Genomic DNA, 21,644 nt, shown 5'->3' with positions numbered 1-21,644 from the left:
TTAGGGTCGTCGCCATGACGACCCCCATTGACGCCTTCATCGACGCGCTCCCCAAGGTGGAGCTGCATGTGCACCTGGTCGGCTCCGCCTCCGTGCCCACCGTGCTGGAGCTGGCCCGCCGCCACCCCGGCGGCCCGGTTCCCACCACGGAGGAGGAGCTGCGCGCTTTCTACGCCTTCCGCGACTTCCCCCACTTCGCGCAGGTGTACCAGGCCGTCAACGCGCTGGTCCGGGAGCCGGAGGACATCGCCGCCCTCGTGCTCGGCCTGGCCCGCGACCTGGCCTCCCAGGGCGCTCGTTACGCCGAGCTGCAGGTCACCCCGTACGCCCACAGCATCGTCGGGATGCCCATGCGCGAGGTCACCGAGGCGCTGGACCTGGCCGCCCGCCGGTCGGAGAGCGACCACGGGGTGGAGATGGCCTACATCTTCGACATCCCGGGGGAATTCGGCGAGGAGGCGGCCAAGATCACGGTCATGCACGCCTTGGAAGAACCTCCCGCAGCTTTGGTAGGTTTCGGCCTGGGCGGGATCGAGCAGAGCCGGGCACAATACCGCGACGCCTACCGCGACGCGTTCGCGGCGGCGCGGGCGGCGGGCCTGCACAGCGTGCCGCACGGCGGCGAGATGACCGGTCCCGAGACCATGTGGGAGGTCATCGAGGGGCTGGGCGCCGAGCGCATCGGGCACGGCATCTCCTGCCTGGAGGACCCGCGCCTGGTGGCTCACCTGCGCGAGACGCAGCTGCCGCTGGACGTCTGCCCGACCTCCAACCTCCGTACGGGACAGGTGACCCGCATCGAGGAGCACCCGCTGCCCAGGCTGCTGGAGGAGGGGCTGTTCGTCACGCTGAACAGCGACGACCCGCCCATGTTCGCCACCACCCTGGCCGGTGAGTATCGCGTCGCCGCGCACGTCTTCGGCCTCGGCGAGCCGGAGCTGGCCCAGCTCGCCCGCAACGGCGTGCACGCGTCCTTCCTGCCGCCGGCGCGCAAGCAGGCCCTGCTGACCGAGATCGACTCACTGACCGACTGAGGGCACTACGGAGAGGCGATTCGGCCCAACCCCGGCGGGAGCTTGGCTGCGGCGGTCCGGTCGAGCAGGAACAGCGTCCGCACCCGCCCCCTGGCCCCGGCCGCGGGCACCTGCACGGGCCCGGAGTCGGACAGCGCCAGGCGTACGGCCCCCGACTTCTCCTCGCCCGCCGCCACCACCCACACCTCGCGCGAGGCCTGGATGGTCGGCAGCGTCAGGGAGATGCGGGTGGGCGGCGGCTTGGGAGCGCCGTGCACGGCCACGACCGGCCGAGTGTCGTACAGGGCGGGCATCCCGGGGAACAGCGACGCCACGTGCCCGTCGGGCCCGATGCCGAGCAGCATCACGTCGAAGCCGGGCACCGGGCCGTGGTCCTCCGGCCGGGCCGCCTTGCGCAGCTCGGCCGCGTAGGCCTCGGCCGACTCCTCCGCCGACATCCCCGAGTCGGGCCCGGCCATGACGTGCACTCGGTCGGGATCGAGGTCGACGTGGTCGAGGAGGGCCTTGCGGGCGCCCGTCTCGTTGCGCTCGGGGTCGCCGGTCGGCAGGAAGCGCTCGTCGCCCCACCAGATGTCGAGGTGGTGCCAGTCGACCGCGTCGCGCGCCGGCGTGGCGGCGATCGCGGCCAGGGTCGCGTGGCCGACCGTGCCGCCGGTCAGGACCAGCGACGCCGACCCCTTGGCCGACTGCACGTCGACCAGCCGGGTGATGATCCGCGCCGCCACGGCCTTGGCGAGGACATCGCCGTCACGATGGACGACCACATTGGGAACGCTCACGTACTCACTCTTTTCGCTATCAACTCTTTCACGATCGGTGCCCACCGGCCGGGGCGCGCCCCATCGAAAAGACAGGGCCCGCCACGACCGGTGGGAGGAGGCGTCAGGACTTGTACGAGCGGGCCAGCCGCTTGACCGCCGCCCCGTAGATCTCGTCGGAGTCGAGCCGCCGCAGCTCCTCCGACAGCAGCTCGGCGGTCTGCCGCCGGGCCAGGGCCACGTTCCGGTCCGGCTGGCCGGGCCGCGACAGCGTCGCCAGCCGGGCGTCGCTCCTGCACACCGCCAGCATGCCGTCGGCCGTCGTGAGCCGGACGGCGGTCAGGCCGGGCCCGTTGGAGTCGGCCACCTTGACCGGCGCGCCGAGACGTTCGGACAGCCACGCGGCCAGCAGGGGCGCGCTGGGGTTGCCCGGGGACGCCTCCACGGTGCCCTTGCGCACCTTGCCCGTGGGTTGGTCGAACGCGGCCGCCAGCAGGCTGCGCCACGGCGTCAGCCGGGCCCAGGACAGGTCCGTGTCGCCGGGCGCGTAGCCCTTGGCCCTGGTCACCAGCGACTCGACCCCGCCGTCGCGCGAGCCCCTGGCGTCGGAGATGCGGCGCTGGGCGAGCATACCGACCGGGTCCTTGGACATCACCTCGGGCGCCAGCCCCGGCCACCAGGCCACGACCGGCGTGTCGGGCAGTAGCAGCGGGCTGACCACCGAGTCGGCGTGCTCGGTCAGCTCGCCGTAGAGCCGCAGCACGACCACCTCGCCCGGCGTGGACTCGCCGATGCGCAGCTCCGCGTCGAGCCGGTTGGCCTCGTCGGGCTCGCGGTTGATCACCACGATGATGCGCGAGGGGTGCTCGCGCGCCGCCTCGCTGGCCGCGCGCAGCGAGTCGTACTGGTCGCGCTCCTCGCAGACCACGATCAGCGTCAGCACCATCCCGACCGCGGGCGCGCCCATCTGGTGGCGCAGCTGCGTCAGCTGCGCGGAGATCTTCCCCGCCGTCGTGTCGGTGAGCATGAAGGTGGTCATCAGAGTCTCCTCCATACGCGGCCGTCGCCCATCATCGCGTCGGCGGACGGCGGCCCCCACGAACCGGACGGGTAGCCCTCGGGCTGACCCTGGGTGGCCCAGAACTCCTCGATCGGGTCGAGGATCTTCCACGACAGCTCGACCTCCCGCTGGTGCGGGAAGAGCGGCGGGTCGCCGATCATCACGTCGAGCAGCAGCCGCTCGTACGCCTCGGGGGACGACTCCAGGAACGACTCCCCATAGGCGAAGTCCATGGAGACGTCACGCACCTCCATGGCCGTGCCCGGCACCTTGGAGCCGAACCGCACGGTGATGCCCTCGTCCGGCTGCACCCTGATGACCAGCGCGTTCTGGCCGAGGATCTCGGTGTCGTCCTTGCTGAAGGGCAGGTGCGGCGCCCGCTGGAACACCACGGCCACCTCGGTGACCCGGCGGCCGAGGCGCTTGCCGGTGCGCAGGTAGAACGGCACGCCCGCCCAGCGCCGGTTGGCGATCTCCAGCTTGATGGCCGCGTATGTCTCGGTCGTGGAGTCGGCGGAGATGCCGTCCTCCTGCAGGTAGCCGACGACCTTCTCGCCGCCCTGCCAACCCGCGTCGTACTGGCCGCGCGCGGTGTTGAGCGCCAGGTCCGACGGCAGCTGCACGGCCTTGAGCACCTTCTCCTTCTCCCGCCGCAGCGCGGAGGCGTCGAAGGACGTCGGGTCCTCCATCGCCACCAGGGCGAGCAGCTGGAGCAGGTGGTTCTGGATCACGTCGCGGGCCGCGCCGATGCCGTCGTAGTAGCCGGCCCGGCCGCCGATGCCGATGTCCTCGGCCATGGTGATCTGCACGTGGTCGACGAAGCTACGGTTCCAGATGGGCTCGTAGAGGTTGTTGGCGAACCTCAGGGCCAGGATGTTCTGGACGGTCTCCTTGCCCAGGTAGTGGTCGATCCTGAAGATCGAGCTCTCCGGGAAGGCCGAGGTGGTGATCTCGTTCAGCTCGTGCGCCGACTTCAGGTCGTGCCCGAACGGCTTCTCGATCACCACGCGCCGCCAGGACCCGGGAGGCGCCTGGGACACGCCGGTCCGCTTGAGCTGCTCCACCACGACGGGGAAGAACTTCGGCGGCACGGAGAGATAGAACGCATAGTTGCCGCCGGTGCCCCGGGTCTCGTCGATCTCCTTCAAGGCCATCGCCAGCGCGTCGAACGCGCCGTCGTCGGAGAACTCGCCCGGCACGAAGTGGATGCCTTCGCGCAGCTGCTTCCAGACCTCCTCACGGAAGGGCGTCCTGGCGTGCGCCTTGACGGCGTCATGCGTCACCTGGGCGAAATCCTGGTCCTTCCAGTCGCGCCTGGCGAACCCGACCAGCGAGAAACCGGGCGGCAGCAGCCCTCGGTTGCCCAGGTCGTAGATCGCCGGCAGCAACTTGCGCTTGGCCAGGTCACCCGTCACGCCGAACAACACCAGCACACACGGTCCGGCCACCCGGGGCAGCCGCTTGTCGCGCGGATCGCGCAGCGGATTGGCGGCCGCCACCTCCAAGGTGGTGGAGGTGGCCGCGGCCGAGGTGGCTATCGTCGCCGCGATCGTCTCCTCAAAGTCGAGAGCCTCGTCCGAGGGTGTTTCCGGGTCTTTCATCTCAAGCCTCCTGTGCGGCTGCGAGCAGGTGCGCGACTCCGGCCGCGCGATCGGTCAAGTGCAGGCGTACGGCCGGCCGGCCGCGCCGCAGCAGTGCCCCGAGATCGCCGAGGGCCTGCGCGAGCTCCAGCCCGCCCAGCGTGTACGGCCTGCCGGGCACCGGCACGTCGTCGGCCACGGCACCGGTGATCTGCAGGAACACCCCGTTCTGCGGGCCGCCCTTGTGATACTGGCCGGTGGAGTGCAGGAACCGCGGCCCCCACCCGAAGGTGACCGGCCGGTCGGTACGCAGGGCCAGCAGCGCCCGCAGCGTGGCCGGGTCGGCCGCCATCCACGCGTCGGTCATCTGCTCGAAGTCCGCGCCGTCCGGCACGAACACATCGAAGGCCGACAGCCGGTCCAGATAGGCCATCACGGCCAGGTAGCCGTCGTCGGGCACCGCTTCGAGCAGCTCGGTCAGCACGCCCGGCAGATCCCTGGCCTTGGTGGCGCCGTACACCTCCACGGGCCCGTCGACGAAGGCCGGCTCGCCCAGCGGCAGCGCCTCCATGTCGAGCAGCGCGGCCGTGTTGTCCTTGGACTCGGCGACGTTCGGCTGGTCGAACGGGTCGATCCCCAGCAGCAGCCCGGCCACGGCCGTGGCGTACTCCCAGATGAGGAACTGCGCGCCGAGCGGCCCGTCGACGCGCACGTCGCCGTCGTCGGAGTCGATCCCGACGACCAACTCGTCACGGGCGCCGTTCGGCTCGGCGCCGGCGACCGGCAGGATGCCCAGGCCGTTCTTGCCCGTGGACTCGGCGACGAGCTGCTCGATCCAGTCCGACAGCCCGCTGATCACCGACAGCCGGTCGTCGACGATCAGCTTGTCGCGTCCGGCGAGTGCCGCCCCGCCGAGCGCCACGCCCAGGTCGAGCCCGGGGTTGCCGGCTTCGAGCGAGAGCAGCGGCAGCACCTCGTCGGCGTCGTCGAGCAGCCGTTCGACGTCGGCTCCGGCCAGCGCGCTGGGCACCAGGCCGAAGGCCGACAGCGCCGAGTAGCGGCCACCCACGTCGGGCACGGCCGGGACCAGGCGGTAGCCGGCGTCCACGGCTGCCTGCTCCAGCGGCGAGCCCGGGTCGGTGACGACCACGATGCGGTCGGCCGGGTCGATGCCCGCCTGGCGGAAGAGCTCCTCGTAGACGCGCAGGTGACTGTCGGTCTCGACCGTCGAGCCGCTCTTGCTGGCCACGACCACGATCGTGGCCTCCAGCGGCTCGGCCAGCGCCCGGCGCACCTGACCGGGGTCGGTGGTGTCCAGGACGGTCAGCGGCACGTCGGCGCTCGCGCAGATCACCTCGGCCGCCAGCGACGAGCCGCCCATCCCGGCCAGCACCACGTTGGTCAGGTGCTCGGCGCGCGCCCGCTCGGCCAGCTTGCCGAGCTCGGGCAGCAGCTCGCGCGAGGTGCGGGGCAGGGTCAGCCAGCCCAGCCGGACGGCTGCCCCCGCCTCCGCGTCGCTGCCCCACAGCGTGGGATCGCCGGCGGCGAGCCGCGCGGGCACGCCGTCGGCGACGAGCCGCCCCGCGGCGGAGGAGGCGGCGTTGGCCACCCCCTCCTCGCGGTACGAGACGGTCATCAGCGGGCCAGGTTCTTGCTGACGCTTTCGAGGAGTTCGTTCCAGGACGCCTCGAACTTCTCGACGCCCTCGTCCTCCAGCACGTTGACGACGTCGTCGTAGTCGACGCCGGCCTCCTTGAGCGCCGCCATGGTGTTCCACGCGTCCTCGTAGAAGGGGCGCACGGTGTCACCGGTGATGTTGGCGCCGGCGGCGGTCGCGTCGACCGTCTTCTCCGGCATCGTGTTGACGGTGCCGGGAGCGACGAGCTGGTCGACGTACAGCGTGGGCGAGTAGTCGGGGTTCTTGACGCCGGTCGAGGCCCACAGCGGGCGCTGCGGGCGGGCACCGGCGGCGCGCAGCCGCTGCCAGCGCTCGGAGTTCATCACTTCCTCGAACGCCGCGTAGGCCAGGCGCGCGTTGGCCACGCCCGCCTTGCCCTTGAGCTCCGGCCGGCCGAGCTGGTCGAGCCGCTTGTCGATCTCGGTGTCGACCCGGCTGACGAAGAACGACGCCACCGACTCGATCGTGCCCAGGTTGAGGCCCTTGGCCTGCGCGGCCTCCAGGCCGGCCAGCCAGGCGTCCATGACCGCGCGGTAGCGCTCCAGCGAGAAGATCAGCGTGACGTTGACGCTGATGCCCTCGGAGAGCGCCTGCGTGATCGCGGGCAGTCCCTCGACGGTCGCCGGGATCTTGATGAACAGGTTGGGCCGGTCGACCAGCCACCACAGCGCCCGCGCCTCGGCCACGGTCTTGTCGCTCTCGCGGGCCAGCCGCGGGTCCACCTCCAGGGACACGCGGCCGTCGACGCCGGCGGTGGCGTCGTAGACCGGGCGCAGCACGTCGGCGGCCCAGCGGATGTCGTAGGCGGTGATGGCGCGTACGGCCTCGCCGAGGTCGACCCCGCGCACGGCCAGGTCGTGCAGCTGGGTGTCGTAGGCGTCGCCCTTGCTGAGCGCGCCGGCGAAGATGGTCGGGTTGGAAGTGACGCCGACCACGTTCTTCTCGCGGATCAGCTGTTCCAGGTTGCCCGTGCGCAGGCGCTCACGGCTGATGTCGTCCAGCCAGATGGACACGCCCTGGGCGGACAGCTTCTTGAGGTTCTCGCTCATTTCGTTCAGTTTCCCGTCGTCTCGCCTTTGTCGTGGCCCAGCTTGGCGAGGCTCGCCTTGGCCGCGGCGGCCACGCGCTCCGCCGTCAGCCCGAATTGCTCGTACAGCGTCTTATACGGCGCCGACGCGCCGAAGTGTTCAAGGCTGACGACCTCGCCCCTCTCGCCGACGAACTCGCGCCAGCCCAGAGCGATGCCCGCCTCGACCGCGACCCGGGCCTTGATCGCTGACGGCAGAACAGTCTGCCGATACGCAATGTCCTGCCCTTGGAACCACTCCACACACGGCATCGACACGACCCGCGTCGGGATGCCTTCGGCTTCGAGGAGTTCGCGGCCGTTGACGGCCAGCTCCAGTTCGCTGCCCGTGGCGATGAGGATCACCTGGGGCTGCCCGTCGGAGGCCTCGTGCAGGACGTAGCCGCCCTTGGCCACGCCCTCGGCGCTGGTGCCCTCGAAGATCGGCAGGTTCTGCCGGGTCAGGGCGAGCGCGGCGGGCCGGTCGTCGTGCTCGAGCACGGCCTGCCAGGCGTACGCCGTCTCGTTGGCGTCGCCGGGGCGCACCACGTCGAGGCCGGGGATCGCGCGCAGCGCCCACAGGTGCTCGACCGGCTGGTGGGTCGGGCCGTCCTCGCCCAGTCCGATGGAGTCGTGCGTCCACACGTAGGTGACCGGCAGCTTCATCAGCGCCGCCAGGCGCACGGAGGGGCGCATGTAGTCGGAGAAGACCAGGAACGTGCCGCCGTAGGGCCGCGTGCCGCCGTGCAGGGCGATGCCGTTGAGAATCGCGCCCATGCCGTGCTCGCGGATGCCGAAGTGCAGCGTGCGGCCGTAGCGGTTACCGGGGAACTCCTTGGTCTGGTATTCCTCCGGGATGAAGGACGGCTCGCCCTTCATCGTGGTGTTGTTGGACTCGGCCAGGTCGGCCGAGCCGCCCCACAGCTCGGGCAGCACCGGCGCGAGCGCGTTGAGCACCTCGCCGGAGGCCTTGCGGGTGGCCATCGAGCCGCCCTTGTCGAAGGCGGGCAGCGCCTCGGTCCACCCGGCGGGCAGCTCGTGGCGGGAGATGCGGTCCAGCTCGGCGGCCCGCTCGGGGTTGGCCTCGCGCCAGGCGTCGTAGCCCTTCTGCCAGGCGGCGTGCGCCTCGTGGCCCCTGCGGGCGACCTCGCGCGCGTGCTCCAGCACCTCGGCGGGCACGTCGAAGCTCTTTTCGGGGTCCATGCCGAGAACCCGCTTGGTGGCGGCGACCTCGTCGGCGCCGAGGGCGGAGCCGTGGATCTTGCCGGTGTTCTGCTTGTTCGGGGCGGGCCAGCCGATGATCGTGCGCAGCCGGATGAACGTCGGCCGGTCGGTCTCGGCGCGGGCCGCCTCCAGCGCCGCGTGCAGCGCCTGGATGTCCTCGACGTACTCGCCGGACTCGGTCCAGTCGACGCTGAGCGTGTGCCAGCCGTAGGCCTCGTAGCGCTTGACCACGTCCTCGGACTTCGCGATCAGCGTGTCGTCCTCGATGGAGATGTGGTTGTCGTCATAGATGACGGTGAGGTTGCCCAGCTTCTGGTGGCCGGCGATCGAGCTGACCTCGTGGCTGATGCCCTCCTCGATGTCACCGTCGCTGACCATGCACCAGATGTGGTGGTCGAAGGGCGAGGCGCCCGCTTCCGCGTCGGGGTCGAACAGGCCGCGCTCTCGGCGGGCCGCCAGCGCCATGCCGACGGCGTTGCCCAGGCCCTGGCCGAGCGGGCCCGTGGTGGTCTCCACACCGACCGTGTGCCCGTGCTCCGGGTGACCGGGGGTCAGGCTGTCCCACTGGCGCAACCCCTTCAGGTCGTCCAGGTCGAGTCCGTATCCGGACAGGAACAGCTGGATGTACAGCGTCAGGCTGGAGTGCCCGCACGACAGGACGAAGCGGTCACGCCCCAGCCACGTGGGATCCGTGGGGTCGTGGCGCATCGCGTGCTGGAACAGCAGGTACGCGGCGGGAGCCAGGCTCATGGCGGTGCCCGGGTGACCCGAACCCGCCTTTTCGACTGCGTCCATGGCCAAGGCTCGAACGACGTCGACCGCTTGCTTGTCTAGGTCGGTCCATTCGAGGTCTGGCACGAGTTCGGTGCTCAAGTGCTCGGTCTCCGGAATCTAGTTGTCATTGGTGGTACCGGTTGGCATATCCCGCCACACCGGACCCTAACTGAGTGGAGTCGGCGAAAGATTCCCCTTCCACCCCCGTGCGTGTCCCCCCATTGGCCGGACCGGACGACCCTGCTACTACAGTTTGGTTGTTCTCGTTGTCATCACAGGGACGCCGTGGCGTCCGTCCATGAGATTCCGCTCCAATCAGAGGTTACGCGTTGACTCCGCACGTGCTGGAAGCGCCTTGACGGTGCTGACGAACAGGCAGACGACGGCCCCCGCTCCCGCGGCCGAGCCGCCGAGGACGATCGGCATGCTCGTCAAGGCCTACATCGCTCTGACCAAGCCGCGGATCATCGAGCTCCTGCTGATCACGACTCTCCCCGTGATGTTCCTCGCGGCGGGCGGGCTGCCGCCGCTGTGGACGTCGATATCGGTCATGGTGTTCGGCACCCTGTCCGCGGGCAGCGCCAACGCGCTCAACTGCTACGTGGACCGCGACATCGACCAGAAGATGCGCCGCACCAGGCGGCGTCCGCTGGCCAGGCACCAGGTCTCGCCGACCGGCGCGCTCGTCTTCGGCATCGTGCTCGGCGTGCTGTCCTTGGTCGGCCTCTGGCTGACCACCAACTGGCTGGCCGCCATGCTCTCCACCGGCGCCATCCTGTTCTACGTCATCGTCTACTCGATGATCCTCAAGCGGCGCACCGCCCAGAACATCGTCTGGGGCGGCATCGCGGGCTGCATGCCGGTGCTGATCGGCTGGGCGGGCATCACCGGGCGGCTCGACTGGGCACCGCTGGCGCTGTTCGGGGTGGTGTTCTTCTGGACGCCGCCGCACACCTGGACGCTGGCCATGCGCTACAAGGAGGACTACGCGGCGGCCAAGGTGCCGATGCTGCCCGTGGTGGCCACCGAGCGCCGGGTGATCCTGGAGTCGATCGCCTACACCTGGGCCACCGTGCTCTGCTCGCTGGCCCTGTGGCCGGTGGCGCACACCACGCTGTTCTACCCGATCGCGGCCGTCGCCCTGGGCGCCATGTGCCTGTGGGAGGTGCATCGCCTGCTGGCCCGTCTCAACTCCGGCAAGACCGGTGTCGATCTGCGCCCGATGCGCTTCTTCCACTGGTCCAACGCCTATCTGGCGCTGCTGTTCCTCGCCGTCGCCATCGATCCGCTGCTGAGCTGAGCCCACCGCCCGTTGCGGTGGGCTTTGTCCTGTCGTTATGGTGAACACATGAACAGCTCTTCAGGTGTTGTTGCTTCGCTCGACGGTTGCGTGGTTCAGGAGCCCGACGCCGAGCGCGTCGCGGCCACCCGCGACCGGCTGGTGACGCCGGACGAGGCGACCCGGCTCGCCGACCTGTTCCGCCTGCTGGGCGACGCCACACGGGCCCGCCTGCTGTACGCCCTGCTGGAGGCGGGCGAGCTGTGCGTGTGCGACCTGGCCGACGCCGTCGAGGTGACCGACACGGCCGTGTCCCACGCCCTGCGTCTGCTGCGTACGGCGGGCATCGTGGCCAGCCGCCGGGCGGGCCGCATGATCTACTACCGGCTGGCCGACGCGCACGTACGGATGCTGCTCGACCTCAGCCGCGAGCACATGAGGGAGGAGCGCTGATGGGCCACGGTCACGGGCACGGCCACGCGGCCGACGCCGACAAGCGCTACCTGGTGGGCGCGCTCGCGCTGATCGTCGGCTACATGGCGATCGAGGTGGTCGCCGGGCTGATCGCCAACTCGATCGCGCTGATCTCCGACGCCGCCCACATGCTCACCGACGCCAGCGCGATCGCGCTGGCCCTGGTCGCGATGCGCTTCGCCGCCCGGCCCGCCCGTGGCGCCTACACCTTCGGCTGGAAGCGCGCCGAGATCCTCTCGGCCCAGCTCAACGGCCTCACCCTGCTGCTGCTCGTGGCGTACTTCTGTTACGAGAGCGTGCGCAGACTGCTGGAACCGCCCGAGGTCTCCGGGCCCATCGTGGTCGCCACGGCCGTGGCCGGCATCGTGGTCAACGCGCTGGCCGCCTGGCTGCTGTCCAGGGCCGACCGGCGCAGCCTCAACGTCGAGGGCGCCTTCCAGCACGTGCTCAACGACATGTACGCCTTCATCGCCACCGCGATCTCCGGCGTGGTGGTGTGGCTGACCGGGTTCCGGCAGGCCGACGCGATAGCCGCGCTCGTGGTCGCCGCGCTCATGCTCAAGGCCGGCTGGGGGCTGCTGCGCGATTCGTCCAGGGTGCTGCTCCAGGCCGCGCCGAGCGACCTCGACCCCGACGAGATCGGCGGGGTCCTGGCCGGCGACCCTGATGTGGTCGAGGTGCACGATCTGCATGTCTGGACGGTGACCAGTGGGTATCCGACGCTGTCGGCGCACGTGATCGTGGCCCGCGGGTCCGACTGCCACCAGGTCCGCACCCGCCTGGCTGACCTGCTGCACGATCGCTTCGAGATCGGCCACACCACGCTGCAGGTGGACCACGGTCTCAAGGACCGGACGGAGCATTGTGAGGACCCGCACGGACCGCGCCACCTGGGCAGGACAGCGCCTTTTTGATCCGTTACAGTCACGGTATGGCGTCCCGTGATCCACGCTGGGTGTTGAAGGACCGCCCGTCGTTCGCGTTGATCATCGGGCTGATCGTGACCGGCCTGTGCGCACTCGTCTCCTTCGCCTTCGACGTGCTCAACGGCGCGCCGGTGCAGTTCTTCATCTCGCTGATCCTGGCGCTGGCGCCGGTGCCGCTGCTGCTGGCCGCCGTGCTGGCGCTGGATCGCATGGAACCGGAGCCGCGCAGCAACCTCATCTTCGCCTTCGCCTGGGGAGCGGGCGTGGCGGTGCTGGTCGCGGGCGTGATCAACTCGCTCAACCTGCACTACATCATCGACGCGGCCAACCTCAGCGCGGCCAGCGCGCGCAACGTCGCCGCCACCTTCGGCGCCCCCGTGGTCGAGGAGACGATGAAGGGGCTGGTGCTGCTCGGGCTGCTCAGGTTCCGCCGAGCCGAGCTCGACGGGCCGACCGACGGTATCATCTACGCCAGCATGGTCGGCCTCGGCTTCGCGATGAGCGAGAACGTCAGCTACTACATCGCCGCGCTCAACTCCGACCAGGGCGGCATCGGGCTGGCCGTCACGGTGGTGCTGCGCGGCGTGCTGTCGCCGTTCGCGCACCCGCTGTTCACCTCGATGATCGGTGTCGCGGTCGCCTACGCCGCCCAGCGCCAGGGGTCGGACCGGGTCTTCTCCATCCTGGCCGGCTGGGTCGGCGCGATGCTCCTGCACGGCCTCTGGAACGGTCTGAGCTCCTACGGCGGCTTCCCCGGCCTGGTCATCGCCTACCTGGTGCTGCTGGTCGTGCTCGTGGTGCTGATCGCGCTGGTGATCAGGGACCGGCGGCGCATCGTCGCCCTGATCCAGCGCTACCTGCCGCCGTACGAGCCGACCAAGCTGGTCAACCGGGCCGACATCCACATGCTGTCCGCCCTGTCACGGCGCCGGCGGGCCAGGCAGTGGGCCAAGGTCCACGGCGGCAAGCGCGGGCTGCGTGCGATGAGCGACTACCAGCTCGCGGCGACCGAGCTGGGCCTGCTGCACGAGCGGGCGGCCCGGCGGATGATCGACGAGCAGACCTTCCACGAGGAGCAGCGGGCCCTGCTCGAATGCATGAGCACCGCCAAGGCGAGCTTCCCGGTGCCCCCCGCCCAACTCGGGGCCGCGACGCGGGGCAACCCGCCACCGGGCTACGCGCCCGGCTGAGCAAGGATCGTGCGCAGCGAGGTCTCCCGCGGGCCGGGATAGACGGGGTCGGAGTGCAGCAGGAGCGCGTCGGCGAACGCCTTGCCGGTGGCGAACACCTCGCGGGCGGCCGAGGCGTAGGTGGTCGCGGCCCACTGCTTGACGGAGTCGTCGCCCACGCCGAAGGTCGTCAGGCCCGCCGTACGGCAGAGCGTGACCGCTCTCGGCAGGTGGAACACCTGCGTGACCACGGTCAGCCGCTCGGCGCCGAAGACCTTGCGGGCCCGCACGCACGAGTCCCAGGTGTCGAACCCGGCGTAGTCGAGCACCATGACCGCGTCCGGCACGCCCTTGGCCCGCAGGTAGTCGCGCATGGACGTCGGCTCGTCGTACTCCTTGCGGCTGTTGTCGCCCGACAGCAGCAGCGCCTTGACCTTGCCCGCGTGGTAAAGCTCGGCCGCGATGTCGAGGCGGCGGGCCAGCATGGACGAGGGACGGCCGGCGTACAGGCCCGCGCCGAGCACGAGAGCCACCTGCGAGGTGGGCACCCGTGCCAGCCAGCCGGCGGTGTCGGCCACCTCGCGGTGGTCCGAGCTGTCGAGCCACGCCCAGGTCATCGGCGCCAGGACGAGCACGCTGAGCAGCACCAGCGCTTGGTACAGGCGTCGCAGGGTCTTCCGAGCGGGACGGGCCAAAGCCACTCAGGGACCTCACAAGGTAGGGGGAGGTAGTCCCTCATACCTTGGCATAGCGGGTCAGATTGTGGCCGGCGTTTCGGTGGGGGAGGGGTTCAGAGGCTCAGACTCTGGCCGGCGCTTCGGCGGGGGAGGGGGTGGCGGGGGCCGTCAGCGGGTCGCGGGTGCGCAGTGAGGTGACCACCCTGAGCGTGGCGATCCAGACCAGGGTCGAGCCGAGCACGTGCAGGCCCACCAGGAGCGCGGGCACCGCCAGGAAGTACTGGATGTAGCCGATCACGCCCTGGGCCAGCTCCACCACGAGCAGCGCCAGCGCCGCCCGGCGGGCCGCTCTGGGCGAGTCGGTCACGTGCAGCGCGAACAGCAGCGCGAACGACAGCCCCAGCACGATGTAGACGATGTCGGAGTGCAGGCGCACCACGCTCTCGATGTCGAGATCGAAGCGGGAGGCCACCGCGTCGCCGGAATGCGGCCCCGTGCCGGTCACCAGCACCCCGGCCAGGAGCAGCACCGCCACCGCCGCGACCAGCACGAACCCGAGGCGCCGGATGTCGCGGTGCGTCACCCGGCGGGCCGGGCCGTCGCCTTCGCCGGCTCGCGCGTAGAGCGTCCAGCAGGCGGCGATCAGCGCGATGGAGACCAGGAAGTGCACGCTGACCGTGAACGGGTTGAGCAGGCTCCTGACCACCAGCCCGCCCCACAGCGCCTGGAAGACGATGCCCGCGGGCTGCAGCAGGGCCAGCCACAGCAGCGGGCGGCGCCGCGGGGCCAGCCGCATCGCCGACACCACGCAGGCGAACCCCACCGCCAGCACCAGGAACGTCAGCAGCCGGTTACCGAACTCGACGGCCATGGTGGCGGGCGAGATCTCGGGATGCGCGACGGGAACGAAGCTGTCGGGCGTGCACCTCGGCCAGGTCGGGCAGCCGAGCCCGGAGCCGGTGAGCCGCACGGCCGCGCCCGTCACGGTGATGCCCGCGTTGACCACCACGGACGCCAGAGCCCAACCCCGCATCGACTCGGCGGTCGGCGCCCAGAAGGAGAACAGGCGCTGGACCAGGGCATTGGGGTGGTCCGTGGGTAGTTTCACGTCGGCGAGCTTCACGTCATCGATGGTAAGGGCCTGGTTGTCCGGTCCTTAACCCGGGAACGTGCTTCTCAAGCAGCATGGGTATGTGACATATTACAGATGGGAGGTGAGGATGTCGGATGTGATCGTCATCGGCGCCGGAGTGGTGGGCGCCGCGTGCGCCTATTACGCCGCACGGGCCGGGCTGGACGTGACCGTGGTGGACCGCGGCCCCGTGGCCGGCGGCACGACGGGCGCGGGCGAGGGCAACGTGCTGGTCTCGGACAAGGAGCCGGGCCCGGAGCTGGACCTCGCGCTGCTGTCCAACCGCCTGTGGGGAGAGCTGGCCGGGCTGGGCGGGTTCGAGTACGAGCCCAAGGGCGGCCTGGTCGTGGCCGAGACCGACGAGGTCCAGCGGCAGCTGGTCGGGCTGGCGGGCAAGCAGGGCGTCGAGTACACCGCCGTGCCCGCCGCCGGGCTGCGCGACTACGAGCCGCACCTGGCCGACGGGCTCGCGGGCGGCGTCCACTACCCGCAGGACGCCCAGGTGCAGCCCATGCTGGCCGCCGCGCAGTTGCTCAGGCACGGCGCGGAGAGCTACGGTCACGGCACGCTCCACCTGCGCACCGGCGTCACCGTGACCGGGTTCACGCGGGCCGGGGACCGGGTGACGGGCGTACGTACCGACCAGGGCGACATCCTCGGCGGCGCGGTGGTCAACGCGGCCGGCACGTGGGGCGGCGAGATCGCCGGGCTCGCGGGCGTGGCACTGCCGGTCCTGCCCAGGCGCGGGTTCATCCTCGTCACCGAGCCGCTGCGCGAGCCGCTGATCCGGCACAAGGTCTACACCGCCGCCTACGTCACCAACGTGGCCAGCGACTCCGCCGACCTGGAGACCTCGGCCGTCGTCGAGGGCACCCCGGCGGGGACCGTGCTCATCGGGGCCAGCCGGGAGCGGGTGGGTTTCGACCGTACGACCTCGCCCCGGGTGCTGGCCCGGCTGGCGGCCCAGGCCGTCGCCCTGTTCCCGGCGTTGCGGGAGGTGCGGGTGATCCGGTCGTACTGCGGGTTCCGGCCGTACTGTCCGGACCACCTGCCGGTGATCGGGCCGGATCCGCGCGCGCCCGGGCTGTATCACGCGTGCGGGCACGAAGGGGCCGGGATCGGGCTCGCGCCCGCGACCGGGCTCTTGCTGTCCCAGCTGCTGACCGGCGCCCGCCCCGAACTCGACCTGTCCCCCTTCCGCCCGGACCGCTTCGCGACCTCGGCCGGATCCTCGTCCGGGAGTTCGTCCGGGTCCCCGTCCGGGAGTTCGTCCGGGTCCGCGACCACGACCCATGGCGGGTCCCCGACCGAGACGTCCGCCGGGTCCTCCCGTGCGACCGAGGAGTCCGCGTGACCTTCCAGATCACGATCGACGGCCGGGCCGTGCCGGTCGAGCCGGGGCAGACGATCGGCGCGGCCCTGCACGCCGCCGGGGTCCGCGCCTGGCGGACCACCCGCTTCGGCGGGCGGCCGCGCGGCCTGTTCTGCGGCATCGGCGTCTGCTTCGACTGCCTGATCACGGTGAACGGCCGCCCACCAGAACGCGCCTGCCTGCTGGAGGCCCGGCCCGGAGACGAGGTGACGACCGCATGAGCCCGACCGACGACCGTGTGGGCGCGCCCGACGACCGCGTTCCTGCCGACGGTGTTCGTGGCGAGCGCGCGCGCGACGACTACACCTGCGATCTCGCCGTGGTCGGTGGTGGGCCGGCCGGAGTGGCGGGGGCCGTGACGGCTGCGCTGCGCGGCCTGAGCGTGGTCCTCGTCGACTCGGGTGCCCGCCTCGGCGGCCAGTACTTCCGTCACCCGCCCGGAGCGGCGCGCGCGAGCACGCCGGGTCTGGACCGGTTCCTGAGGCAGGCTCGCGCGCTCGACGAGCGGGCCGAGGTCCTGCTCGGGCACCAGGTGTGGACCGTGACGCGCGACGGCGACCGGCTGACCGTCCACTGCCAGACGCCGGACGGCCGCGCGGTGGCGATCCGCTGCCGCGACCTTCTGATCGCCACCGGCGCCCACGACCGGCCGCTGCCGTTCCCGGGCTGGGACCTGCCCGGCGTCCTGACGGCGGGCGGCGCCCAGGCGCTGCTCAAGGGCAACGGCGTCGTCGCGGGCGGCCGGGTGGTCGTCGCCGGCACCGGGCCGTTCCTGCTGCCTGTGGCCACCGGCCTGGCGGGGGCGGGGGCCGAGGTGCTGGGCGTGTTCGAGGCCAACGGCGGCCTGGGCCTGGCCCGGCATCCGCTGCTGGCCGCGGGCAAGGCGGGGGAGGCGGCGGGCTACGGGCTGGCCATGGCCCGGCACCGCGTGCCGTACCGGACGCACCAGGCGGTGATCGCCGCCCACGGCGAGCGCGAGCTGGAGGCGGTCACCGTGGCGCGGCTCGACGCCGACTGGAACGTGCTCGCCACCCGCGAGCTGGCCTGCGACACGCTGGCCGTCGGCTACGGCTTCGTCCCTCAGATCGAGCTCGGCGTCGAGCTCGGCTGTGAGACCCGCCAGGACGCGGACGGCATGCCCGTGCTCGCGGTGGACGGCCGCCAGCGCACCACGGCGGACGGCGTCTGGGCGGCGGGCGAGCCGGTCGGCGTGGGCGGGCGGTACGTGGCCGAGCTGGAGGGCCGCATCGCCGGCCTGGCCGTGGCCGGTGAGCCGGTGCCCGGCGTGCTGGCCAGACGGCGCCGGCGGATGCGCGCGTTCGGCGAGGCGCTGCATCACGCGTATCCGGTCAAACCGGGCTGGCAGGGCTGGCTGCGCGACGACACGCTGGTGTGCCGGTGCGAGGAGGTGCCGGTCGCCCGTGTACGCGCGGCGCTGGAGCTCGGCGCCACCGACGCGCGCTCGGTCAAGCTGCTGGCCAGGCCCGGAATGGGCTGGTGCCAGGGCCGCGTCTGCGGCTACGCGGTCGCGTGCCTGGCCGGGGAGTCGCCCCGGCCCCCTCGCCGCCCCATCGCGCAACCCATCTCTCTCGGCGCTCTCGCCGAGCTCGATAAACCCTGATTTGGAGGACCCTTTAATGACAAATCGCATTAAATCCTGGCACGGTGTCATGGTGGCCACGGCTCTCCCTCTGCGTGAGGACCTGTCCGTCGACTTCGACGGCTATGCGGAGCACTGCCGCTGGCTGGTCGAGAACGGCTGCGACGGCGTGGTCCCCAACGGGTCGCTGGGCGAGTACCAGACGCTCACCGCCGAGGAGCGGGCCAAGGTCATCGAGACGGCCGTCGAGGCCGTCGGCGGGGCGAACGTGATGGCGGGCGTCGGCGCGTACGGCGCGGCGGAGTCACGGCTGTGGGCCGAGCGCGCCGCCGCGGCCGGCTGCGGCTCGGTGCTGCTGCTGCCGCCCAACGCCTACCGGGCCGACGAGCGCTCCGTGATCGCGCACTACCGCGAGGTGGCCAAGGCCGGGGTGCCGATCGTGGCCTACAACAACCCCTACGACACCAAGGTGGACCTGACGCCCGCGCTGCTGGCCACCCTGTACGGCGAGGGCCTGATCGTGGCCGTGAAGGAGTTCAGCGGCGACCCGCGCCGCTCCTACGAGCTCGGCGAGCTGGCGCCCGGCCTCGACGTGCTGATCGGGTCCGACGACGTGCTGCTGGAACTGGCGATCGCCGGGGCCGTCGGCTGGGTCGCCGGTTACCCCAACGCGCTGCCCGCCTCCAGCGTCGCCCTCTACCGGGCCGCGCTGGCCGGTGACCTCGAGACCGCGCTGCCCCTGTACCGTACGCTCCACCCGCTGCTGCGCTGGGACTCCAAGACGGAGTTCGTGCAGGCCATCAAGCTGTCGATGGACATCGCGGGTCGTCACGGCGGGCCCTGCCGCCTGCCGCGCGTGCCGCTGACCGAGACGCAGGAGGCGGCCGTACGCGGCGCGACGGAGAAGGCGCTGGCGGAGGGCATGCGATGAGGACGAAGCGGGTCTTCCACGCCGTCGACTCGCACACCGAGGGGATGCCCACCCGCGTCATCACCGGCGGCGTGGGCGTGATCCCCGGCGCGAGCATGGCCGAGCGGCGCGTCTACTTCCGCGACCATCTCGACCACATCCGCAGGCTGCTGATGAACGAGCCGCGCGGCCACGCCGCCATGAGCGGCGCCATCCTGCAGCCGCCCACCCGGCCCGACGCCGACTGGGGCGTGCTGTTCATCGAGGTGTCCGGGCTGCTGCCGATGTGCGGTCACGGCACCATAGGCGTGGCGACCGTGCTGGTGGAGACCGGCATGGTGGAGGTCGTCGAGCCGGTCACCACCGTGCGCCTGGAGGTGCCCGCCGGGCTCGTCGAGGTGGACGTGGCCGTCAAGGACGGCATGGCCATGTCGGTGACGCTGCGTAACGTGCCCGCCTACAGCGACCGGCTCGACGCCGTCGTCACGGTGCCCGGCTTCGGCGACATCCGCTACGACCTGGCGTACGGCGGCAACTTCTACGCGATCGTCGACCTCGACGACTACGGCCTGCCCTTCGACCGCAAGGCCAAGAACGAGATCCTCGCTGCCGGGCTGGCCACGATGGCGGCGATCGACGCGGCCGACGAGCCCGTGCACCCCGAGGACGACCGCATCCGGGGCTGCCATCACGTCTACTTCGCCGCGCCGGGCTCGGACGCCCACCACTCGCGGCACGCCATGGCCATCTACCCGGGCTGGTTCGACCGCTCGCCGTGCGGCACCGGCACCAGCGCCCGGATGGCCCAGCTGCACGCCCGTGGCCAGCTGGCCGTGAGCGAGGGGCCGGGCAGCGGGGAGTTCGTCAACGAGTCGTTCATCGGCACCCGTTTCATCGGCCGTCTGCTGGGGGAGACCACCGTCGGCGGACGGCCGGCGGTCGTGCCGGCCATCACCGGGCGCGCCTGGGTCACCGGCACCGCCCAATACTTCCTCGACCCGCGCGACCCGTTCCCCGAGGGATTCGAGCTGTGAGCGTCACCACGGTCGACTACCACACCGCCGGCGAACCGTTCAGGATCGTCACCGGTGGCGCCCCGGACATCCCGGGCGCCACCGTCCTCGAACGCCGGGCCGCCGCACCTGACGGCCCGGCCGAGCGGGTGCGGCGGCTGCTCTGCCACGAGCCGCGCGGCCACGCCGACATGTACGGCTGCTTCCTGGTCCCGCCCGACGACCCCGGCGCCCACTTCGGCGCGCTGTTCTGGCACAAGGACGGCTACTCCACCGCCTGCGGCCACGGCACGATCGCGCTCGGCGTGCACGCCGTCCGCGAGGGCCTGGTCGAGGCGGACCCCGGCGGCGAGACGGACGTGGTCGTCGACGTGCCCTCGGGCCGCGTCACGGCCCGCGTACGCGGCTCGCGGGACCGCGTCGAGTCGGTCACCTTCGTCAACGTCCCGTCGTACGCCATCGCGCGCGCCCTCCCCGTCGCCGGGGTCGAGGTCGACCTCGCCTACGGCGGAGCCATCTACGCCACCCTGCCCGCCTCGGCCGTCGGCCTGTCCGTCAAGGCCGGGAGCCTGACGGAGTTCGTCGGCCACGGCCGCCGGATCAAGGCCGCCCTGGCGGGCCACCCGGCCACGCGGCACCCGTCGGACGAACGGCTGTCCGGCGTCTATGGGGTGATCTTCTACGAGGACGTCCCGGGCGACGGACTGCGCCAGCGCAACGTGACCGTGTTCGCCGACGGCGAGGTGGACCGCTCGCCGTGCGGGTCCGGCACGGCCGCCCGGCTCGCTCTGCTGTACGACGACGGTCACCAGGGTCCGCTGATCCACACCGGCATCGCGGGCGGCACGTTCGTCGCCACCGTGGGGAAGGTGACCGACCGGGGCGTCGTCGCCGAGATCGAGGGCATGGCCTACCGCACCGGGCGGCACACCTTCGAGCTCGATCCGGAAGACCCCCTCGGCACCGGGTTCGTGCTGCGGTGAACGCGCTGCCCTACCTCGACGCCGCCACCATCGAGCGGCTGGTGCCCGTGGCGCGGGCCGTACGCATCCTGGAAGAGGCCCTGCGGGACGGGCTCGATCCGGAGGAGACGCCGCTGCGGCCGATCGTCGAGCTGCCCGCGGGGCAGCTCCTGCTGATGCCCGCCGCCGCGGGACGGTACGCGGGCGTGAAGGCCGTCACCATCGCACCCGGCAACGCCGAGCGCGGGCTGCCCCGCATCCAGGGGACGTACCTGCTGCTCGACGGCGACACCCTGAGCCCGCTGGCCGCCATGGACGGCATCACGCTCACCTCACTGCGCACCCCGGCGGTCTCGGCGCTCGCCGTCAAGCACCTGGCCGGGCCGGACGCCCGTAACCTGGTGGTGTTCGGCACGGGCCCGCAGGCGTGGGGGCACATCCTCGCGCTGGGCGCGGTCCGGCCGGTCGAACGGGTCACGATCGTCGGCCGTGACCCCGAACGCGCCGAGAGCCTCGCCGCCCGCTGCCGCGACCACGGCCTGCCGGCCCGCGCGGTGCACGGCCAGGCTCCGGACCTGAGCGCTGTGGCGGAGGCGGATCTGATCGCCTGCTGCACCACGGCCAGGGAGCCGCTCTTCCCCGGCGAGCTGGTCCGCGACGACGCCACGGTGGTCGCGGTCGGATCGCACGAACCGGAGGCGCGCGAGCTGGCCGGAGACCTCGTCGCTCGCGCCACGGTCGTCGTCGAGGCCAGGTCGGCGGCGCTGGCCGAAGCGGGGGATGTGGTCATCCCGGTGCGCCAAGGTACGATCACCACCGGTCATCTCGCCGGGAACCTCGCCGACCTGATCGCCGGCCGGGTTCCTGCGGGCTCCGGTCCCCGCGTGTTCAAGAGCACCGGGATGGCGTGGGAGGACCTGGTGGTCGCCGCCGCCGCGTACGAGGCGTGGGTTTAG

20 protein-coding genes are annotated in these 21,644 nt (G+C 71.6%); 12 read left to right on the top strand and 8 right to left on the bottom strand.

Annotated elements, in window-relative coordinates:
• Nucleotides 1-14: 14 nt before the first annotated feature.
• Nucleotides 15-1,034, top strand: coding sequence for an adenosine deaminase (gene add, locus AB0L53_RS17675; RefSeq protein ID WP_363994452.1), 1,020 nt, complete (start codon nt 15-17; stop codon nt 1,032-1,034).
• 5 nt (nt 1,035-1,039) lie between these two features.
• Here the strand turns inward: add and pgl are convergent, their stop codons facing one another.
• From pgl to tkt, 6 genes are all read right to left on the bottom strand, one after another.
• Nucleotides 1,040-1,813: a 6-phosphogluconolactonase gene (pgl, locus tag AB0L53_RS17670; protein WP_363994449.1), complete on the bottom strand. Its 774-nt coding sequence runs from the start codon at nt 1,811-1,813 to the stop codon at nt 1,040-1,042.
• A gap of 103 nt (nt 1,814-1,916) precedes the next feature.
• Nucleotides 1,917-2,831: a glucose-6-phosphate dehydrogenase assembly protein OpcA gene (locus AB0L53_RS17665; protein WP_363994446.1), complete on the bottom strand. Its 915-nt coding sequence runs from the start codon at nt 2,829-2,831 to the stop codon at nt 1,917-1,919.
• Entirely contained in the window at nt 2,831-4,453 is a 1,623-nt protein-coding gene (gene zwf, locus AB0L53_RS17660) for a glucose-6-phosphate dehydrogenase (RefSeq protein WP_363994443.1), read from the bottom strand. Before zwf ends, AB0L53_RS17665 begins: the two co-directional genes overlap by 1 nt.
• A gap of 1 nt (nt 4,454) precedes the next feature.
• Nucleotides 4,455-6,068, bottom strand: coding sequence for a glucose-6-phosphate isomerase (locus AB0L53_RS17655; RefSeq protein ID WP_363994440.1), 1,614 nt, complete (start codon nt 6,066-6,068; stop codon nt 4,455-4,457).
• Nucleotides 6,068-7,159 carry a transaldolase gene (tal, locus tag AB0L53_RS17650; protein ID WP_363994437.1) on the bottom strand — a complete coding sequence of 364 codons (1,092 nt, stop codon included), beginning with the start codon at nt 7,157-7,159 and terminating at the stop codon, nt 6,068-6,070. The genes AB0L53_RS17655 and tal overlap by 1 nt, the downstream gene beginning before the upstream one ends.
• A 5-nt stretch (nt 7,160-7,164) precedes the next feature.
• Nucleotides 7,165-9,195 (bottom strand): transketolase, encoded by a 2,031-nt coding sequence (tkt, locus tag AB0L53_RS17645; protein WP_363994434.1) that lies wholly within the window; start codon nt 9,193-9,195, stop codon nt 7,165-7,167.
• Nucleotides 9,196-9,529: 334 nt separating this feature from the next.
• Between tkt and AB0L53_RS17640 the strand changes: the two genes are divergently transcribed.
• From AB0L53_RS17640 to AB0L53_RS17625, 4 genes are read left to right on the top strand one after another with little or no spacing between them, the layout of a single operon-like run.
• Entirely contained in the window at nt 9,530-10,474 is a 945-nt protein-coding gene (locus AB0L53_RS17640; RefSeq protein WP_363994431.1) for a heme o synthase, read from the top strand.
• Nucleotides 10,475-10,522: 48 nt separating this feature from the next.
• Nucleotides 10,523-10,906 carry a metalloregulator ArsR/SmtB family transcription factor gene (locus tag AB0L53_RS17635; protein WP_357958414.1) on the top strand — a complete coding sequence of 128 codons (384 nt, stop codon included), beginning with the start codon at nt 10,523-10,525 and terminating at the stop codon, nt 10,904-10,906.
• The gene (locus tag AB0L53_RS17630; protein ID WP_363994428.1) at nt 10,906-11,841 is read left to right on the top strand and encodes a cation diffusion facilitator family transporter; all 936 of its coding nucleotides are present in this window, start codon (nt 10,906-10,908) and stop codon (nt 11,839-11,841) included. Before AB0L53_RS17635 ends, AB0L53_RS17630 begins: the two co-directional genes overlap by 1 nt.
• Nucleotides 11,842-11,858: 17 nt before the next feature.
• On the top strand, nt 11,859-13,043 hold the full coding sequence (locus AB0L53_RS17625) for a PrsW family intramembrane metalloprotease (protein ID WP_363994425.1): 1,185 nt from the start codon (nt 11,859-11,861) through the stop codon (nt 13,041-13,043).
• On the opposite strand, the gene AB0L53_RS17620 is transcribed toward AB0L53_RS17625, so the two are convergent.
• Nucleotides 13,028-13,723, bottom strand: coding sequence for an ElyC/SanA/YdcF family protein (locus tag AB0L53_RS17620; protein ID WP_363994422.1), 696 nt, complete (start codon nt 13,721-13,723; stop codon nt 13,028-13,030). The genes AB0L53_RS17625 and AB0L53_RS17620 overlap by 16 nt on opposite strands.
• Before the next feature lie 97 nt (nt 13,724-13,820).
• On the bottom strand, nt 13,821-14,822 hold the full coding sequence (locus AB0L53_RS17615; RefSeq protein ID WP_363994419.1) for a COX15/CtaA family protein: 1,002 nt from the start codon (nt 14,820-14,822) through the stop codon (nt 13,821-13,823).
• Nucleotides 14,823-14,919: 97 nt separating this feature from the next.
• Here AB0L53_RS17615 and AB0L53_RS17610 point away from each other — a divergent pair, with 97 nt between their 5' ends.
• The 7 genes from AB0L53_RS17610 to AB0L53_RS17580 are packed head-to-tail and all read left to right on the top strand — an operon-like array spanning nt 14,920 to nt 21,644.
• Nucleotides 14,920-16,185 (top strand): FAD-binding oxidoreductase, encoded by a 1,266-nt coding sequence (locus AB0L53_RS17610; RefSeq protein ID WP_363994416.1) that lies wholly within the window; start codon nt 14,920-14,922, stop codon nt 16,183-16,185.
• Entirely contained in the window at nt 16,182-16,424 is a 243-nt protein-coding gene (locus tag AB0L53_RS17605) for a (2Fe-2S)-binding protein (RefSeq protein WP_225291383.1), read from the top strand. Before AB0L53_RS17610 ends, AB0L53_RS17605 begins: the two co-directional genes overlap by 4 nt.
• Nucleotides 16,421-17,824, top strand: a complete 1,404-nt coding sequence (locus AB0L53_RS17600) for an NAD(P)/FAD-dependent oxidoreductase (protein ID WP_363994413.1) — start codon at nt 16,421-16,423, stop codon at nt 17,822-17,824. The genes AB0L53_RS17605 and AB0L53_RS17600 overlap by 4 nt, the downstream gene beginning before the upstream one ends.
• A 16-nt stretch (nt 17,825-17,840) precedes the next feature.
• Complete coding sequence (locus AB0L53_RS17595; protein WP_363994411.1) at nt 17,841-18,734, top strand: dihydrodipicolinate synthase family protein; 894 nt, start codon at nt 17,841-17,843, stop codon at nt 18,732-18,734.
• Nucleotides 18,731-19,747 (top strand): proline racemase family protein, encoded by a 1,017-nt coding sequence (locus AB0L53_RS17590; RefSeq protein ID WP_358540512.1) that lies wholly within the window; start codon nt 18,731-18,733, stop codon nt 19,745-19,747. The genes AB0L53_RS17595 and AB0L53_RS17590 overlap by 4 nt, the downstream gene beginning before the upstream one ends.
• Nucleotides 19,744-20,709 carry a proline racemase family protein gene (locus AB0L53_RS17585; RefSeq protein WP_363994408.1) on the top strand — a complete coding sequence of 322 codons (966 nt, stop codon included), beginning with the start codon at nt 19,744-19,746 and terminating at the stop codon, nt 20,707-20,709. Before AB0L53_RS17590 ends, AB0L53_RS17585 begins: the two co-directional genes overlap by 4 nt.
• Nucleotides 20,706-21,644 carry an ornithine cyclodeaminase family protein gene (locus AB0L53_RS17580; RefSeq protein WP_363994405.1) on the top strand — a complete coding sequence of 313 codons (939 nt, stop codon included), beginning with the start codon at nt 20,706-20,708 and terminating at the stop codon, nt 21,642-21,644. The genes AB0L53_RS17585 and AB0L53_RS17580 overlap by 4 nt, the downstream gene beginning before the upstream one ends.

Origin of the sequence: Nonomuraea sp. NPDC052129 (assembly GCF_040680095.1) — a bacterium.
GTDB lineage: Bacteria > Actinomycetota > Actinomycetes > Streptosporangiales > Streptosporangiaceae > Nonomuraea.
This window is presented reverse-complemented; position numbering and strand designations above follow the sequence as displayed.

Excerpts from the sequence above, each read along its gene's own strand:
- AB0L53_RS17635 (WP_357958414.1), top strand. The coding sequence starts at position 10,523 with ATGAACAGCTCTTCAGGTGTTGTTGCTTCGCTCGACGGTTGCGTGGTT.
- add (WP_363994452.1), top strand. The coding sequence starts at position 15 with ATGACGACCCCCATTGACGCCTTCATCGACGCGCTCCCCAAGGTGGAG.
- AB0L53_RS17625 (WP_363994425.1), top strand. The coding sequence starts at position 11,859 with ATGGCGTCCCGTGATCCACGCTGGGTGTTGAAGGACCGCCCGTCGTTC.
- AB0L53_RS17665 (WP_363994446.1), bottom strand. The coding sequence starts at position 2,831 with ATGACCACCTTCATGCTCACCGACACGACGGCGGGGAAGATCTCCGCG.
- AB0L53_RS17595 (WP_363994411.1), top strand. The coding sequence starts at position 17,841 with ATGACAAATCGCATTAAATCCTGGCACGGTGTCATGGTGGCCACGGCT.
- AB0L53_RS17610 (WP_363994416.1), top strand. The coding sequence starts at position 14,920 with ATGTCGGATGTGATCGTCATCGGCGCCGGAGTGGTGGGCGCCGCGTGC.
- zwf (WP_363994443.1), bottom strand. The coding sequence starts at position 4,453 with ATGAAAGACCCGGAAACACCCTCGGACGAGGCTCTCGACTTTGAGGAG.
- AB0L53_RS17590 (WP_358540512.1), top strand. The coding sequence starts at position 18,731 with ATGAGGACGAAGCGGGTCTTCCACGCCGTCGACTCGCACACCGAGGGG.
- AB0L53_RS17630 (WP_363994428.1), top strand. The coding sequence starts at position 10,906 with ATGGGCCACGGTCACGGGCACGGCCACGCGGCCGACGCCGACAAGCGC.
- tal (WP_363994437.1), bottom strand. The coding sequence starts at position 7,159 with ATGAGCGAGAACCTCAAGAAGCTGTCCGCCCAGGGCGTGTCCATCTGG.
- tkt (WP_363994434.1), bottom strand. The coding sequence starts at position 9,195 with ATGGACGCAGTCGAAAAGGCGGGTTCGGGTCACCCGGGCACCGCCATG.
- AB0L53_RS17655 (WP_363994440.1), bottom strand. The coding sequence starts at position 6,068 with ATGACCGTCTCGTACCGCGAGGAGGGGGTGGCCAACGCCGCCTCCTCC.
- AB0L53_RS17600 (WP_363994413.1), top strand. The coding sequence starts at position 16,421 with ATGAGCCCGACCGACGACCGTGTGGGCGCGCCCGACGACCGCGTTCCT.